The organism is Roseinatronobacter sp. S2 (assembly GCF_029581395.1).
In the GTDB taxonomy this organism is placed as follows: Bacteria; Pseudomonadota; Alphaproteobacteria; order Rhodobacterales; family Rhodobacteraceae; genus Roseinatronobacter.
Genome location: NZ_CP121115.1, coordinates 76,784 through 91,737, shown reverse-complemented (window position 1 = coordinate 91,737; position 14,954 = coordinate 76,784). Strand labels below are relative to the sequence as shown.

At 62.2% G+C, this 14,954-nt stretch carries 15 protein-coding genes; 2 read left to right on the top strand and 13 right to left on the bottom strand.

Annotated elements, in window-relative coordinates; all coding sequences use genetic code 11:
• Positions 1 to 7: 7 nt before the first annotated feature.
• From pufM to P8S53_RS17210, 11 genes are all read right to left on the bottom strand, one after another.
• A complete protein-coding gene (gene pufM, locus P8S53_RS17260; protein WP_277807073.1) occupies positions 8 to 931 on the bottom strand; it encodes a photosynthetic reaction center subunit M in 924 nt (307 codons plus the stop codon).
• On the bottom strand, positions 924 to 1,772 hold the full coding sequence (gene pufL / locus P8S53_RS17255; protein ID WP_277807072.1) for a photosynthetic reaction center subunit L: 849 nt from the start codon (positions 1,770 to 1,772) through the stop codon (positions 924 to 926). Before pufL ends, pufM begins: the two co-directional genes overlap by 8 nt.
• Before the next feature lie 106 nt (positions 1,773 to 1,878).
• Positions 1,879 to 2,040 carry a light-harvesting antenna LH1, alpha subunit gene (pufA, locus tag P8S53_RS17250; RefSeq protein ID WP_277807071.1) on the bottom strand — a complete coding sequence of 54 codons (162 nt, stop codon included), beginning with the start codon at positions 2,038 to 2,040 and terminating at the stop codon, positions 1,879 to 1,881.
• Between the two features lie 12 nt (positions 2,041 to 2,052).
• Positions 2,053 to 2,202 carry a light-harvesting antenna LH1, beta subunit gene (pufB, locus tag P8S53_RS17245; RefSeq protein WP_209425017.1) on the bottom strand — a complete coding sequence of 50 codons (150 nt, stop codon included), beginning with the start codon at positions 2,200 to 2,202 and terminating at the stop codon, positions 2,053 to 2,055.
• Between the two features lie 117 nt (positions 2,203 to 2,319).
• A complete protein-coding gene (gene pufQ, locus P8S53_RS17240; protein WP_277807070.1) occupies positions 2,320 to 2,541 on the bottom strand; it encodes a cytochrome PufQ in 222 nt (73 codons plus the stop codon).
• A 17-nt stretch (positions 2,542 to 2,558) separates the two neighbouring features.
• Positions 2,559 to 4,016 (bottom strand): chlorophyllide a reductase subunit Z, encoded by a 1,458-nt coding sequence (bchZ, locus tag P8S53_RS17235; protein WP_277807069.1) that lies wholly within the window; start codon positions 4,014 to 4,016, stop codon positions 2,559 to 2,561.
• Positions 4,016 to 5,521 carry a chlorophyllide a reductase subunit Y gene (bchY, locus tag P8S53_RS17230; protein WP_373418552.1) on the bottom strand — a complete coding sequence of 502 codons (1,506 nt, stop codon included), beginning with the start codon at positions 5,519 to 5,521 and terminating at the stop codon, positions 4,016 to 4,018. The genes bchZ and bchY overlap by 1 nt, the downstream gene beginning before the upstream one ends.
• A 76-nt stretch (positions 5,522 to 5,597) precedes the next feature.
• A complete protein-coding gene (locus P8S53_RS17225; protein WP_277807068.1) occupies positions 5,598 to 6,602 on the bottom strand; it encodes a chlorophyllide a reductase iron protein subunit X in 1,005 nt (334 codons plus the stop codon).
• A gap of 3 nt (positions 6,603 to 6,605) precedes the next feature.
• A complete protein-coding gene (gene bchC / locus P8S53_RS17220; protein ID WP_277807067.1) occupies positions 6,606 to 7,556 on the bottom strand; it encodes a chlorophyll synthesis pathway protein BchC in 951 nt (316 codons plus the stop codon).
• 134 nt (positions 7,557 to 7,690) lie between these two features.
• Positions 7,691 to 8,746, bottom strand: a complete 1,056-nt coding sequence (locus P8S53_RS17215) for a methyltransferase (RefSeq protein ID WP_277807257.1) — start codon at positions 8,744 to 8,746, stop codon at positions 7,691 to 7,693.
• A 49-nt stretch (positions 8,747 to 8,795) separates the two neighbouring features.
• Positions 8,796 to 9,674 carry a polyprenyl synthetase family protein gene (locus P8S53_RS17210; protein WP_277807066.1) on the bottom strand — a complete coding sequence of 293 codons (879 nt, stop codon included), beginning with the start codon at positions 9,672 to 9,674 and terminating at the stop codon, positions 8,796 to 8,798.
• A 95-nt stretch (positions 9,675 to 9,769) separates the two neighbouring features.
• Between P8S53_RS17210 and crtD the strand changes: the two genes are divergently transcribed.
• The gene (gene crtD, locus P8S53_RS17205; protein ID WP_277807065.1) at positions 9,770 to 11,302 is read left to right on the top strand and encodes a 1-hydroxycarotenoid 3,4-desaturase CrtD; all 1,533 of its coding nucleotides are present in this window, start codon (positions 9,770 to 9,772) and stop codon (positions 11,300 to 11,302) included.
• 29 nt (positions 11,303 to 11,331) lie between these two features.
• Positions 11,332 to 12,174, top strand: a complete 843-nt coding sequence (crtC, locus tag P8S53_RS17200; protein WP_277807256.1) for a carotenoid 1,2-hydratase — start codon at positions 11,332 to 11,334, stop codon at positions 12,172 to 12,174.
• A gap of 173 nt (positions 12,175 to 12,347) precedes the next feature.
• Here crtC and bchO read toward each other — a convergent pair whose 3' ends face one another.
• Complete coding sequence (bchO, locus tag P8S53_RS17195) at positions 12,348 to 13,244, bottom strand: alpha/beta fold hydrolase BchO (protein ID WP_277807064.1); 897 nt, start codon at positions 13,242 to 13,244, stop codon at positions 12,348 to 12,350.
• 3 nt (positions 13,245 to 13,247) lie between these two features.
• The gene (locus tag P8S53_RS17190; RefSeq protein WP_277807063.1) at positions 13,248 to 14,924 is read right to left on the bottom strand and encodes a magnesium chelatase subunit D; all 1,677 of its coding nucleotides are present in this window, start codon (positions 14,922 to 14,924) and stop codon (positions 13,248 to 13,250) included.
• Between the last annotated feature and the right edge of the window lie 30 nt (positions 14,925 to 14,954).

Here is a 14,954-nt window from a genome sequence, read left to right as displayed (position 1 = left end):
ATGCTCCTTAATAGGTGGGACGATAGCCGCGATCCTCGGCCCAGATGGCCCAGTTATCGACGACAGTTCCCGTCAACAGAATGCCGATACCGCCTGTCAGTGTGCACAGAACCGCAAACCACCATGCCCAACGGTGAATCCCCTCCATTGTGGCATTAAATCCCATGGTCCAGCGCCAGAACAGGGCGGCCCGTTCGGATGCGGTGCCGCGGTCGATAATCTGTTCCAACTCGCGGTCGCCGCCGAAACGACTGACTGCCAGAATGGTGGCCCCGTGCATGGCAAACAGCAATGCCGATCCATACAGGAACACAATCGACAGCGCATGGAACGGGTTATAGAACAGGTTGCCGTAACGCAGGCTGAACAGATTGGTCCAGTCCAGATGCGAGAAGATGCCATATGGCACAGCCTCGGACCAGGACCCCATCAGAATGGGGCGGAACAGACCCAGCACCAGAAACAGCCAGATGGCACTGGCAAAAGCCCATGCCACATGTTTGCCCATTCCCAGCGCTTCGGCGCGCAACCATGTGCGCACCCACCACGACATGACCGAGATCAGCAGGAAGAAGGATGCAATCAGGAAATAGCCGCCTTCCGCAATGGGTGGCATACGCAGGCCATATTCCGGCCCCGGCGGATCAAGCGAGAACCAGAACAGATCGCGCATGAACACTGCGGGGTTGAACCCTGCCTGATACCAGTACCACATGCCCACCATGACAAACCATGTCAGGCCGGACGCAAGGCTAAGCACGCCCATTGCCCCCAGATAGACAGGCCCGATCTGGGCGTTGCCGATCCAGCCTGCAAGGTTGGAGAAGCTGGCAGATTTGGTGCGGTTTTCCAGCTCTACGCCTTCGACCATGCCCATTTCGGGGGCGGCCCGCACTTGCACCTGTGTGAAGATATTCTGATACTCAGCCATTGACGCCTCCTGCGATATCGCGCCACCAGGGCAGATCAAGCCACCAGTCCCACCAGAACACCCACTGGTCAAACCAGATGGTTCCCGAAATCACGATACAGACCGCCGACCAGAACCCGGCATTCAGCGCCAGCAACAGACCAACACGGTGAATGCCCAAAGTGCCCACCGAATAGCCAATCAAGTCGCGGAAGAATGTGTCTTCATGGTCGGGCGTTTTCATGACTTCGCCCTTCTTGGGGTTGGCCGCCGACAGAACCAGCGCGCCATGTAGCGCCAGCGCCAGTGTCGTGGTGAAAAAGAATGTCACCGCGATCATATGCGCCGGATTATAGTGGAAGTTGCCATAAGTGTAGCCGACATTTGACACCCAATCCAGATGCGTCCAGATGCCATAGGGGAACGCGTGCCCCCAAGCGCCCATCAGGATCGGGCGAAAGACAACCAGTGTCAGATAGGCAAAGATCGCCACACCAAAGGCGAAGGGCACATGATAGCCCATGCCCAGTTTCTTGCAGATCTCAACCTCGCGCAGTGCCCAGGACACGAACGCCCCGATCGCGCAGATGGTCACAATCTGCCATAGCCCGCCTTCAAGCAGCGGGGCCGGACCCAACCCATAGGACAGGGGTGGGGGATTAATTGAAATCAGCCAGGGGTTCCATGTGCCTTGCAGCACCGCCCCCCAAAAAATCAAGAGCGTTCCGAGCACGGCGAAAAAAACCGTCGTTACCCCGAAAAAACCGACGTAGAACGGCCCGACCCAGAAGTCGAACAAATTCCCGCCGACCAGCGTGCCGCCTGGCACACGGTATTTGCGCTCGAAGCTTAGCAGCGCCATGCTTCCCTCCGCTAGGCTCGGCGGCCGTCAAGGCCGTCATTGTTGAATGGATGGCTGCGGGCGGCACGGTATGCCACGCCGCCCACAGTAGGGACGCGAACGCGTCTTAGCGGCCGTATTTGTCAGCCGCGATCTGGAACCAGTTGTAGCCATCGCTGGACAGCAACACCAAATGGATCATCGCGGCCAGAAGAAACAGGAACACGCCCTGTGCCACGAAAACGCGGCGCGGATCGAAGATCAGCCAGATTTTGTAAAACTTGCTCATGTTCTAATCCCTTCAGAACCACGGGCGCCAGATGAACACGGCCAAATGAGCCACGATGGCAACGGCTGAAAACAGCCAAAGCCCGCTCATATAGACCGAGTGCAGCTCCTGGGCCTGCTCGTCGGTAAGACCTGTAAACGACAGGTCAGTTCTTTCAGCCATAGTATCCTCCGGATCATAAGACTGTCACCGCACACCCTGCGGCTGGGATGGTACCCCCGAAACGGGGTGCCCCAATCCCGCAGGCCTGGCCCACGGGAATGATTGTCGCGCAGCGCCTTAGCTGCGGAAAACGATCGGCGCGATCACATGCGCATCGGCCAGCGCACGGCCCACAGGCCCAAGGCGCGGCAGTTTTCCAGTGGTCACGACACGCCAGCTCCAGGTCAGCAGACCGGTTGCCAGCGCCAATGCAAAGATCACGCTGAAGTAAAGCCTGTATTCCCAGTTCTGCGCACGCTCGGTGCGGGGTCTGGGGGCATTCACGGTGTAATCGGCCATGGTCTTTCCTCCTGGGGTCACGCGCGGGTCAGGTCAGGGCGAAGCGCCGCGACCAATTCGCTGTCGATTTCGTCTGCGCCGCGTTCCAGTGCTGCGGCCTCTATGGCGTCACGCAAACTGCGCGCAGCAGAAATGCGTGTCAGAATGGGGTGTTGGGCCACGATGCGGTCCAGTTCGGCCTTTGCCTCTGCTGACCAGGGCAGGTCGCGGCGCAATGTGGTAGGTGTGGCGGCGGCGGCGTCCATCTGGCTGCCCAGCGGCAGAATATGGAACAGCGCGTCGAACAGCCCGTTGCACACTTCTTGCAGCACATAGGTCGCACCCGCATAGCCCATCATCGGCGTGCCGGTATGCCGCCTTATCGCCGCGCCGGGAAAACTGGCGGGAATGAACGCAGGCGCTGGCCCGTGTCCGGCCTTCAACTCGGCCAGATATATTTTTTCGTTGATCGACCCGAACACCACCAGGGGGCGCTTTTCGCCCAGCAGCGCGCGCACGCGGTCATTGTCGGTTTTCGTCCCGCGAACGCGCGCCACCGCGAAGGCACAGGGCAGGCCAAGATCTTCTTCCAGATATTTGCGCAGGCCACGGGTATAGGTTTCACTGGCCACAACCGCAAAACTGGCCGTGGCAAAGAAATCCTGCGTGACCGAACGCCACAAATCCCAGACCGGTTTCAGCGTCGAATGCTTTTCGCGCGCGATGAAGGGTTCGACATCCAGTTCCAGCAATTCGCCCAGACGGCGCAAAAAGCGTGTCGTGCTGTCCATTCCAATGGGCGCTTGCAGATAAGGTTTGCCAAGGCATTCGGCCAGTCCGCGCCCGAATTCGCGATACATGACGATATTGACATCGGCATTCACCAGATTGCGCATTTCCGCCAGATGGGCACCAAGCGGCATGACCATGTTCACGTCTGCGCCGATCCCTTCGACCAGACGCCGGATTTCAGCCAGATCGCTTGGCATATTGAATGTGCCATACATCGGCCCAAGGATGTTGACGCGCGGGCGCGCGCCTTCTTCGCGTTTCTTCTCGGGCGGCATGCGGCCCTTGGTCTGGCCAAATTCGGTGAACAGCCATGTCATGGCACGGTCTGCCGCTTCCCATTGATCCTCATCAATGGTGCGGGGCAAAAAGCGCTGGATATTCGTGCCTTGCGGTGTCACGCCGCCGCCGATCATTTCCGCGATGGACCCTGTAACCACAACGGCGGGCAAGGCAGGGTCTAGCGTTTTCCACGCGCGCGCCATCGATTCCTCGGTGCCCGATGACATCTCATCCTCGCCCAGTCCGGTAACGACGATGGGCAATTCATGCGGCGGAAGGGCGTCAGTGTAATGCAAAACGGACGTCACAGGCAGGTTTTCGCAGCCCACGGGGCCATCAATAACAACCTGCAACCCCTTGACGGCACAAAAGGCATAGACCGCCCCCCAGTATCCGCCTGCGCGATCATGATCTTGAACAAGCATCAGATCATCTCCTGCGCTTTGGCGGCCCGCGCAAGCTTGTCCAGTTTTTTCTGGTGCTGCGCGCGGAAATCAGGGCGCAGATTTGGGTTGCCTTCCCAGATGCCGGCAGTGTCGCCCGTTCCCACGCCGTCAAAAAATTCGCGCATCGTGTCCATGCGGGCCTTGCCGTTGATGGCCGCATTGACCACTTCGCCCAAGCTACCCGCACCTGCCGGTCCCATCAGGGGACGTGCGGAAATCAGGTTGGTGAAATACAGCGACGGCGTGCCCTTTTGCTTGGCATGCTGCACCACAGGTGTGGTGCCAATGGCCAGATCAGGTTCCAGCCCGTCAACAGCAGCCAGATCATCGGCAAGCGACGCGCGGAATTTCACAACCACACCGCGCGCTTCCAGCCAGTCCCGGTCTGCCGCCGACCATTTCGATGCCGCACAGGCCGTGCCAACATAGGCCAGATCAGCGCCGCTCTCGATCAGCAGGCGCGCGACCAGAAGTTCCGATCCTTCATAGCCCGACAGCGTGATCCGGCCCTTGATGGGGGCACCTGCCAGTGCTGCGCGCACTGCGGGCACGAAGGCATTCTGCGCCGCCGCAATCCGGTCCGGTGCCACGTTGAATGCAGCGCCAATCGCGGCCAGCCAGTCATGTGTTCCATCAACCCCCACAGGCGCGGACCCGATGACGGGCCGCCCCGCCACCTGAAATTCGCGCACAGCCGCCGCATAGAACGGATGGATGGCCGCCACCGCACCACAATCCAGTGCGGCATATAACTCGCGCCATTCGCGGCACGGCACCACAGGCCCTGCCGCCAGCCCCATGGGTGCCAGCATGGCCCCGATCATCATGGGATCGGCGGGAAACATCTCGCCCAGAAGCGTCACAGTCGGGCGGTCGGAACGGCCCGCTTCGGGCGCAGGCACAGGCCCCGCTTCAACTTCCTGACGGGCATAATTCAGCATGGCCCCGGCCAGAACATCCTTGGCCTCGGCATGGGTGGGCACCCCGAAACCGGGCACATCAATGCCCACAATGCGCACACCGTTTATTTCCTTGGGCAGCAACCGCAGCGGCACACCTGACGCGGTGGGCACACACAGATTGGTCACCACAATCGCATCATATTGCGCAGGGTCTGCCATGTCGTGAACCGCATCGCGGATATCTTCAAACAGCTTGCCGGTGACCAGCGACTCCGAATTGAACGGCACATATCCCACAGACCGCCGCGCGCCGTAAAAATGGCTGACGAAACTTAGCCCGTAGACACAGCACGCGGACCCCGACAACACAGTTGCCACACGGCGCATGCGCAGGCCCACCCGCAATGACCCGAATGCCGGGCACATTGATTCCGGTTTGTCATGCGGGCCGCGCGGATAATCCTTGGCGAACTGGTCCAGAACGGCCCCGTTCCCGGCCGCGCGGGTCTTGGCTTCCATCTGCTGCATCGGTGCATGGCATCCCATGCCATCCACTTGTCCTGTCGCGTCCTCATCCTTCATCTTGCCCGAACTACTCCGGGGGGAATCGCCGCAGGCGATGGGGGGCTGGCCCCCCTGTTCGATATGTGTGAAATTATCAGGCATCGTCATACACCACTTCCAGCGACGCTTTCGCCACAGCGTTCTTGCCGCGCATATCGGTGTCGGTGGCCGGTTCCAGAACGATATCGCCGCCCGTATCCTTGCTGTCGAACAGCGCCAGCAGACCGTCCTGGTCCAAAGGGTCGGGTCGCAAGGGCGGCGCAATTTCCACAGCCTCGGCCAGGCCCACAAACAACGACCCCCACTGGCTCGCCGCACTGCCGACAATCTGGTAATTCGCGGATTTCTTGCGCAAATCGTCATCTTGCGGAATCGCCGCCAGCACCGGAATATTCACCGATCTGGCAAAGGCCGCGGCCTCTCCCGTGCCGTCATCTTTATTGATGACCAGCCCTGCAACGCCGACATTGCCGCCCATTTTGCGGAAATATTCCACGGCGGAACACACGTTATTGGCCACATACAATGATTGCAGGTCGTTCGATGCCACCAGAATAACCTTCTGGGCCATGTCGCGCGCAATCGGCAGGCCGAAACCGCCACAGACCACATCGCCCAGAAAATCCAGCAGGACATAATCAAAGTCCCAGTCGTGGAAGCCCAGCTTTTCCAGCAGTTCAAACCCGTGGATAATGCCGCGCCCCCCGCAGCCGCGCCCGACTTCCGGCCCGCCAAGTTCCATGGCAAACACGCCATTGCGCTTGAAGCAGACATCGCCAATGGCCACTTCCTCGCCCGCCAGTTTCTTGCGGGTGGATGTTTCAATGATTGTGGGGCACGCCTTACCGCCAAATAGCAGGCTGGTCGTGTCCGATTTCGGGTCGCAGCCGATCAGCAGCACGCGTTTGCCCTGCTCGGCCATCATGCAAGACAGGTTCGCCAGCGTGAAGGATTTGCCAATCCCGCCCTTGCCATAGATCGCAATGATCTGGGTGTGTTTGCTGGGCGGGTCTTGCGGGACTTCCAACGACGGCTCTTCATGGGCCTCGTCGCGCAACCGCTTGTCAAAATCCTTCAGGTTCGGAATATCAAGCGTCATATCTCAGGCCTCCCAGTCGAGTATCATTTTCAGGCAATCAGCATCGCTGAAGGCCTGTTCATAAGCGCGCGGAGCATCCACGGGCCGGGCAAAATGGGTGATCAGTCCAGACAGCGACAACGCGCCACTTTCGATCAGATCGCGCGTGGCAACCATGTCTTCGGGCTGCCATTCGGCGGCCACGCGCAGGCGCAGCTCGCGCAAAAATGCAGGGACAAATGTGAATTGCAGTGGTGTGGTGTAGAACCCGGCCAGAACAACCTCGCCGCCCTTGGCAACACGCCCGATCAGCTGGTCAAGCAGTCCTTCCGCGCCCGATGCATCCAGAACACAGGAATAATCGCGGCGCGCGTCGTCATCAGGGTGGCACACGCTGTAGCCCTGCGCGCCGGAATGGCGTGCGGAGTTTACATCCCACACCTGTGGCGCAGGGGCGCCCGATGCCACGACAATGCGCGCAACCAGCCGCCCCAGAACACCGTGCCCGACAACAAGATCGGGCATGCTGGCATTCGGCCCCGCGACGGCATGGCGCGCCGTGGCCGCAAGCGCCAGCAATGCCCCTTCGGCACCCAGATCGGGGCTGATGCGCGTGGCGCGGCGGAAATCGGTGACCAGATGGCGCGACGCTGCGCCAAACAGCCCGAACACCGCCCCATCGGCATTGCCCGCAAAACAGTTTGCACCCGGCACGAAAACCCGTTCCCCAACGGCAAACCCCGTATCATCGCCGGCGCGCTCTACCACACCAGTCGCCTCATAGCCCGGCACAAGCGGGTAGCCCATGCCCGGAAAGGGCGGCATCTGGCCGGACCAGAACAACCGTTCCGTCCCTGTCGAGATGCCCGAATGCGTGATGCGAACCACAAGGTCCTGCGACCCGGCTGCGTTCAGCGCGACACGTCCCAGCGACAGCTGGCGGGGGGCTTTCAGGATGATGGCATCAGTTTGCACAGAAATCCTCCGGGCTGTGACCCCGCGATGCAACCTGCTTCGCTGTCGACTCACTTTCCCTATGTGTAATCTTACTGATACATATCATAGTGTCAATTATTATTGACAGTTATTTTGAAGATGACAGGCCAGAGTTACAGTTTCTGTGCTGCAATTACGGCAGAAACATAACTTCTGCGCGTCCTGACTGACGTGATCTTTGCAAAACCGGCGTCTTTCAGCAGGGTCGCAATCTCTTGCGCGCTGCGCGTTCGCCCGGTTTGCATGGCCATTGTGTAAACTGAAAAATACACATCCGTATACGGATCGGGGCGCGCGCCGCCTGACATCGGTTCGATTACCAGCACCCGCCCGCCTGCGGGCAATGTGGCAAATACCTTGTGCAACAGCGCGCGCACAGTGTCATCACGGTGATCATACAGCACCCGCACAAGCGATATGACATCCGCCCCCTGCGGCAACGGATCATCGCGGAATGAACCGCCATGGCGGCCAACATTGGCGGGCAGATCGGCCATGGCAACAACATCAGGCAGATCAAACAACGAAAGTTCCAGCGCCGGATAGCGCGCATGCACCGCACGCAGGAATGCACCCGTGCCGCCCCCCACATCCAGCAAATGCGCGGCCCCCTTCAGGGGCAGCACACGCAGCGCTTCTTGTGCAACAAGGGTCTGGCTGTCGGCCATAAGCCGCGAATACCGCGCCGAGATTTCGGGGGCCATGGGGCCGGATGCGCCAAACACATAGGGCCAGAATTCTGCCAGCGCTGGCGTTGTTTCACCGCGGATAAATGCCACCGGGTCGGCCAGATCACCATACAAAACCGCATGATGGCGCACCATATCTTCCAGCCCTGCAACGCCCAGAAACGCCGCACCGCGCCGCGCAAGATAGAACCTGGCCCCTTTGCGCCGTAACAATCGCATAGCCGCACCTGCTTGCAACAGCACCGCCATACGGTCCGGTGGCACATTCAGGCGCGCGGCCAACGCGTCGGCTGTGGCCCCGCCGTCGGCCAGCAGATGCAGCACGCGCAATTCCACCAGCGCGGCTAGCATCTGGCTGTTGACAAAGCCTTGCATAAGATCGAACAGCGCCGCCCCTTCGCGCCGCGCAATGCCGCGCAGGATGGGTACGCGTTCTGCAATAGCCTGAAATCGGGGCGATGACGCCAGCCGGTTCAATATACCAGCGGGCCTTGGTGGCGCGGGCGGGGGTGCGCCGCCCGTCGCGCCCTCAGGCACGAACGGGCGCGACCGGCGTCATGCGTTCGGCATAGACACGCACAAGCTGCGCAAGCCGCGCTTCACCCGGACAGGACGGGATCGACGCGATTGCGCCGCCCAGAATGTCATGCAGCCGCTTGACCGCCCCCTGAACGCCCAGTTCTTCCACAGCGGAAGGGCGTGCATAGGCCACGTCCTGCCCAACGGGTTTGCCCAGCGTGTTTTCATCATAAAGCGCATCACGCAGGTCATCGGCCACCTGAAACGCCTCGCCAATGCGCGCGCCAAGTTCTTCCCACGGGTCGGGTTCATGACCGGCGGCCAAAGCCCCCATCTGCGTGGCGGCCACAAAAAGCGCAGCCGTTTTCGCACGGTGATAGGCCCGCAGATCAACGCGTGGTTCGCTTTCCCACGCCTGCCCTGCACAAATGCCATGCGGCATGCCAGTATGACGTGCCAGCAACTGCACCAGACGCAGGGCGCGCAAGGCATCGGCAGGGGCCGCACCGCCAAGCAGATCGAAGCCCGCAATGATCAGGCTATCGCCTGTCAGCACGGCCAGTGGTTCGGAAAATGCCAGATGAATTGTTGGCTTTCCACGCCGGAAACTGGCATTGTCGAATGCAGGCAAGTCGTCATGCACCAGACTGGCGCAGTGAATAAGCTCCAGCGCGACTGCGGCGCGTTCTGCAAGGTCTGGCCGGTCATCGCCACAGGCCAGCGCCACGGACAGGCATATCGTGGGCCGGATGCGCGCCCCGCCGGGGGTAACGGCATAATTCAGTGCGGCGGCCAGCCGTCCGGGTACGGCATCTGGATTGCCAGCAGCGCCCTGTGCCTGTGCAATGGCCGCTGTCATCGCCTTGTCTATCCGTGTGCTAAGTTCCATTCTGGCCCCCTTGCGCCGCTGTATGTCACATATTTTCGACATCATAGTGTAACTTAAACTGGACAGCTTCGATGAAAGAGTCAAGAATTCCCGCCATGAACTGCAAAAAAGACTCCATCCTCATTGTCGGCGCTGGCATTGGCGGGCTGGTTGCGGCCATTCATCTGGCCGCACAGGGGCGCAATGTCACCGTGTTCGAGGCCCATTCATGGGCCGGTGGGAAAATCCGCACCACGCCCAGCAGCGCCGGTCCGGTGGATGCGGGGCCAACAGTGCTGACACTGCGGCCCGTGCTGGAGCAGGTGTTTGAAGCGGCTGGCACGCGGCTGGAGGATCACTTGACGCTGATCCCGCTGCCGGTTCTGGCACGGCATTTCTGGACCGATGGCACCCGACTGGACCTGACAAGCTGCCAGAATACCAACGCACAGGCGATTGCGACCGCCTTCGGGTCGCGTGCCGAACGGGAGTTCCGGCACTTCTCGGCGCAAAGTGCGGCGTTATACGAATCGTTCAAATCCCCCATCATGTATGCCCCCCGCCCAAGGGTGTTTGCAGCGGCACGCGCCGCATTGCGCCGCCCCGCAACCCTGCCCTGGCTGGTGCCGGGACGGACCTTGCAACAGATGCTGGACCGACGGTTTGCCAGCCCCCATCTGCGCCAGTTGTTCGGGCGGTATGCTACATATGTGGGCGGCAACCCGTTGCTGGCACCGGCGGTTCTGGGGCTGATATGGCAGGCCGAAGCGGCAGGTGTCTGGGCCGTTCAGGGCGGTATGGTGCGGCTTGCGCAGGTGCTTGCTGACTTGCTGATCCGGCTGGGCGGCACGTTGCGGCTGGACTGTCCGGTGCGCGCGATTGTGACCACAGGCGACACGGTCAGCGGGCTGCGCCTAAGTGGCGGGGAAACAGTTCAGGCCAATCAAGTGGTGTTCAATGGCGACCCCGCCGCCCTGCCCGCGCTGCTTGGGCACCATAAGGGCGCGCCCAAACCACAGCAGATATTGCCGCGCAGCCTGTCTGCCGATGTCTGGACATTTGCGGCAACCATTCGCGGGCAGGGCCTTGGGCGCCATGCGCTGGCCTATCACAATGTGTTTTTCGGCGCTGACCCAGCGCAGGAGTTCGGCCCGCTTGCGCAGGGCGATTGGCCACAAAACCCCACGATTTACGTTTGCGCACAAGATCGCGCCGCTGGCCTGCCTGACGGGCCGGAACGGTTTCAACTTATCGTCAATGCCCCGCCCACCGGCGCGGGCGGACAGAAAGACCTGCCACCATGCCCGACCGACCCACTTGCCCGGCTGGCCCGTTTCGGCCTGCACCTGACGCCAGCCGCCACGCCGACGGTGCTGACGCGCCCGCTGGATTTCGCAGCGCTGTTCCCGCACAGTCAGGGCGCGCTGTATGGCCTAAGCCCGAAAGGGGCGATGGCGACATTCCAGCGCCCGCACACCCGCACCCGACTAGCGGGCCTGTATCTGGCGGGCGGCGGGGTGCATCCGGGGGCGGGGGTGCCGATGGCCGCGCTGTCGGGCCAGCATGCCGCGCGCGCGGCACTGGCCGACCGGATTTCAGCGCCAATGTCGCGCCCGACGGCTATCACTGGTGGTATGTCGACGGGTTAAGTGATGACGGCAAAAGTGCGGTTTCTGTCATTGGCTTTATAGGTTCGGTGTTTTCGCCTTGGTATCGGTGGTCAGGGCGGCGCGATCCGCAAAACCATTGCTGCATCAATGTGGCGACCTATGGGTCGAAATCGCGGTTTACCATGACGGACCGCGGGCGCACCGCGCTGCGCCAAAGCCCCGATATGTTGCAGGTTGGTCCCAGTTCCATGCGTTGGGACGGGGACAAACTGCTGATAGATGTCAACGAGGTGTCATCCCCGCCCCTTGTCAGCCGCGTGCGCGGCACAATCACCCTGCATCCCGAAGTGCTGTTTGGCCAGAATTATGACCTGACGCCCGATGGACGCCACCGCTGGCAACCCTTCGCGCCCATTGCCCGCATTGATGTCGCACTGGACCCCGGACACCATTGGTCGGGGCATGGCTATTTTGATTCCAATTACGGCACCCATGCTTTGGAAGATGATTTCAACTATTGGACATGGGGCCGTTTCCCCCACAAAGGCGGCACACGGTGCTTTTACGATGCCATCCTGCGCAACGGGCAGTCCGAGACTGTGGCGCTGCATTTCCACCCCGATGGCCGGAGTGAGCATGTCGTCCCCCCGCCCCGCGCGCGCATCGCACGCAGCCTGTGGGCCGTACGGCGTGAAACGCGCGCCGACGCCGGTTTTCAGCCGCGTCAGGAACTGGCCATGCTGGATGCGCCGTTTTACACGCGGTCTGCAATGCGCACCTGTATCGACGGGGAACAAGCGGTTGGCGTGCATGAAGCGCTGAATTTGCGCCGCTATGCGCAGCCGCTGTTAAAACCCATGCTGGCGCTGCGCGTCCCGCGCAGGGCGCGCTGGAATTTCACTGCCGGATAATGGTCTGAAGCGGTCATTGGGGAGCGTCCCAAGGCGCGGAGCAAAGGCCGCAGGTGGCCCGCGCCATCGGCGGGCCGTCCCGCGGCCCACCGCTGGCGCGGGCTATATCCAAGTGCGCATGACCGCTTTGGCCCAAAATCAGGCGCACCCAAGCCCCCGCGTCGAACCTTGCGTCACTGCGGTGGCTCTCTCCCGTCGGGCACCACGCTTAGATTACCCTGATGCTCTGCCAGCCAGGGCACAATCAGCGCCGCCACCGCATCGGGGAATTGCTCATGCACCAGATGCCCGCCCTGCGCCAGTTCCACATATTGCGCGCGCGCAAGTTGCTGGCTGGCCTGACGCGACACCTGCACCGGCACCGCCAGATCCCCGCGCGATGCAATCAGCAGCGTAGGCACGGTAATCTGCGGCAAGCGCTCCAGCAGGGGTTCCAGATCCCATTGCGCCATCATGCCCAATGTCCCCTCGATATGGGACGTGCGGCTGACAAGGCGCTGATACAGCGCTATGCCGTCTTCATCCAGCGGCGAGCCTGTGCCTTCCAGCAGTTTTTCAACCTGTTTGCGCTTCGACGAAAGCCTTGTCACAATCGCGGCAATAAAGGGGCTGCCCGCCATCGCGCGCGCCAGTTTCGGAAACAGCCAGCCCGCAAATCCGTCAAATGGGCCAAGGGCGGAATTTATGCCGACAACGGCACGCGGGGGGCGGCGCATCATTTCGGTCATGCGCAGGGCAACCGCAGCCCCTGCCGAATGGCCAATAATTGCAACCGGCCGCCACCCCTGATCTTCGCACAGCGCACAAAGGTCATCTGCCATAGCATCCAGCCCCAGCCGCATCAGACCACCCGCGCGCGTAAAGCCCTGCCCGGGCAGGTCGGGCACAATCAGGCGACAGCCGGGCATATGCCCCATAAGGCGATGAAAACTGTGGCCGGACGCGCCCGCCCCATGCAGCAGCAGCACATCCGGCCCCGTGCCCGCAATCTGGACATGCCATTCATGCGGACGGCAGCGGATAAGCTGGGAATATTCGCATAGCGGCCAATCTTGCGGGACAGCACGCATCCTCTAATCCCCGAATGCGGCGGAAAGTGTCGCCGATAATGCGCGCGCATCCGCGCGTGGCAACGCAATCTGTGTGGCCCCCATATGCGCGGACAAACTGGCCAGATGCGGGTTCGGGCGCAGGCCCGTATCAATAACCAGCGCGGGAATGCCCTGCCGCGCAATCAACTGCGCCAGCTGCACGGCATCTGTGCCCGCAGCCGCGCGGTCCGCGCTGCCGTCCAGCGCGATGTTCCCGCGCCCGTCCGTCAGCAGCGCCAAGGTGGGGGCCATGCCATGGCCGCGCGCATGCAGCGCCGTTTCCAGCGCAACCTGCAAGCCGCCCGCCAAGGGCGTGCCCCCGCCACCGGGCAGGCCTGCCAGTTGGCGTTTTGCCTGAACCAGTGACCGCGTGGGCGCAAGACTAAGGTCAGCATTCCTGCCGCGAAAGCTGACAAGCGCAACATGGTCACGCGTGGCATAGGCATCTGCCAGCATCAACTCAATCGCGCCCTTGGCTTCTGCAAGGCGCGCCAGGGCACTGGACCCCGACGCATCGACCACGAATATAAGCACGCGGTCGGTTTGCGCGCGAAAATGCCTGACGCGAATGTCTGACGGCATCAGCAACACCTGCCCTGCCCGCGCATCGGGGCGGGACTGGCGGCGCAGTTTCTGCCACGGGGCCGCCTGACGCAGGGTTGCGACCACATCGACACGGCCTGCCGAATCCAGCGCGCCCGCGCGCGATGGCAAGGGCCGCCCGCGGCGTTTGGACTTGCGCACAGCGCCCGAACTGGACTGGCCCTGCACCGCGCGCGCCACACGACCGGCCTGCAATTTCGCCAACACGCCCGCAGGCAGCGCCGCGCGTGCCGCGTCAATCAGCATATCGTCGGGGATGTCTTGCGCGCCGTCCGTGTCGGGCGGTGTTTGGGCAGCATCATCCGACGGCTGGGGGGGCGGGGGTGGCGGCGTATCATCAGGGGGCGCGTCAGGCACAGCAGTCGCGCGATGCGCCAGCACCAGCGCGACAGCAAGTGCCAGATCCTGCGCGTCCAGTTCTGTGGCGCCGCGCCAAGCCGCATGCGCCCGCGCGGCAGCCAGCGTCAACAAGGGCGCGCGCATGCTGTCTATGCCAAGGGCCGCTGCAACGCCCGTCACCTGCGTGCGCGCATCATGCGTGATACGCACCTGCGACAGGCGTGCGCGCGCCTGCGTAATCTGGTCCATGGGCAGGGCAAATGGCCCCGTATCGGCCCATGCCAGCGCGTCCAGATCAAGAAACAGGCCAAGGCGTTCGCATAATGCAGGCGCCAGCCCTTCGCCGTCCTGCGCGGTTTCATCAAGGGCAATCAGGCCAAGATCGGTTTGGGCATCAAGGGCCTGCGCCAGCCGCACGGCAAGCGCGGGCGGGCAGCGTTCGGCCATGGTCAGCACAAGTATACCCCCTTCGCCCAGAAGACCCGCATGGTGGTGCATGGTGCCCGTGCCCAGTGTCGCGGCCAGATCCAGCCCGCCGAAAAGCGCGTCATCACTAATACTAGGGTGCAGTTTGCGCGGCGCGAAGGCCACCAGTGCGTCCTGCACCCGTGCGCGCACCGGACCTGCCCGCGCGCGCAGCCACAACCCGCGCAAGCCTGCCGGGTCCACGGCCAGCAATGTCAGCGCGACAGTAACCCGCGCCCATGGGTCTTCCATGGGGTCCGGCTGTGGACCGGGGCGGCCGGA

Bases quoted from the DNA above. Each gene is read 5' to 3' on its own strand.
- pufM (WP_277807073.1), bottom strand. From the start codon at position 931: ATGGCTGAGTATCAGAATATCTTCACACAGGTGCAAGTGCGGGCCGCC.
- pufL (WP_277807072.1), bottom strand. From the start codon at position 1,772: ATGGCGCTGCTAAGCTTCGAGCGCAAATACCGTGTGCCAGGCGGCACG.
- pufA (WP_277807071.1), bottom strand. From the start codon at position 2,040: ATGAGCAAGTTTTACAAAATCTGGCTGATCTTCGATCCGCGCCGCGTT.
- pufB (WP_209425017.1), bottom strand. From the start codon at position 2,202: ATGGCTGAAAGAACTGACCTGTCGTTTACAGGTCTTACCGACGAGCAG.
- pufQ (WP_277807070.1), bottom strand. From the start codon at position 2,541: ATGGCCGATTACACCGTGAATGCCCCCAGACCCCGCACCGAGCGTGCG.
- bchZ (WP_277807069.1), bottom strand. From the start codon at position 4,016: ATGCTTGTTCAAGATCATGATCGCGCAGGCGGATACTGGGGGGCGGTC.
- bchY (WP_373418552.1), bottom strand. From the start codon at position 5,521: ATGAAGGATGAGGACGCGACAGGACAAGTGGATGGCATGGGATGCCAT.
- P8S53_RS17225 (WP_277807068.1), bottom strand. From the start codon at position 6,602: ATGACGCTTGATATTCCGAACCTGAAGGATTTTGACAAGCGGTTGCGC.
- P8S53_RS17210 (WP_277807066.1), bottom strand. From the start codon at position 9,674: ATGGAACTTAGCACACGGATAGACAAGGCGATGACAGCGGCCATTGCA.
- crtD (WP_277807065.1), top strand. From the start codon at position 9,770: ATGAACTGCAAAAAAGACTCCATCCTCATTGTCGGCGCTGGCATTGGC.
- bchO (WP_277807064.1), bottom strand. From the start codon at position 13,244: ATGCGTGCTGTCCCGCAAGATTGGCCGCTATGCGAATATTCCCAGCTT.
- P8S53_RS17190 (WP_277807063.1), bottom strand. From the start codon at position 14,924: ATGGAAGACCCATGGGCGCGGGTTACTGTCGCGCTGACATTGCTGGCC.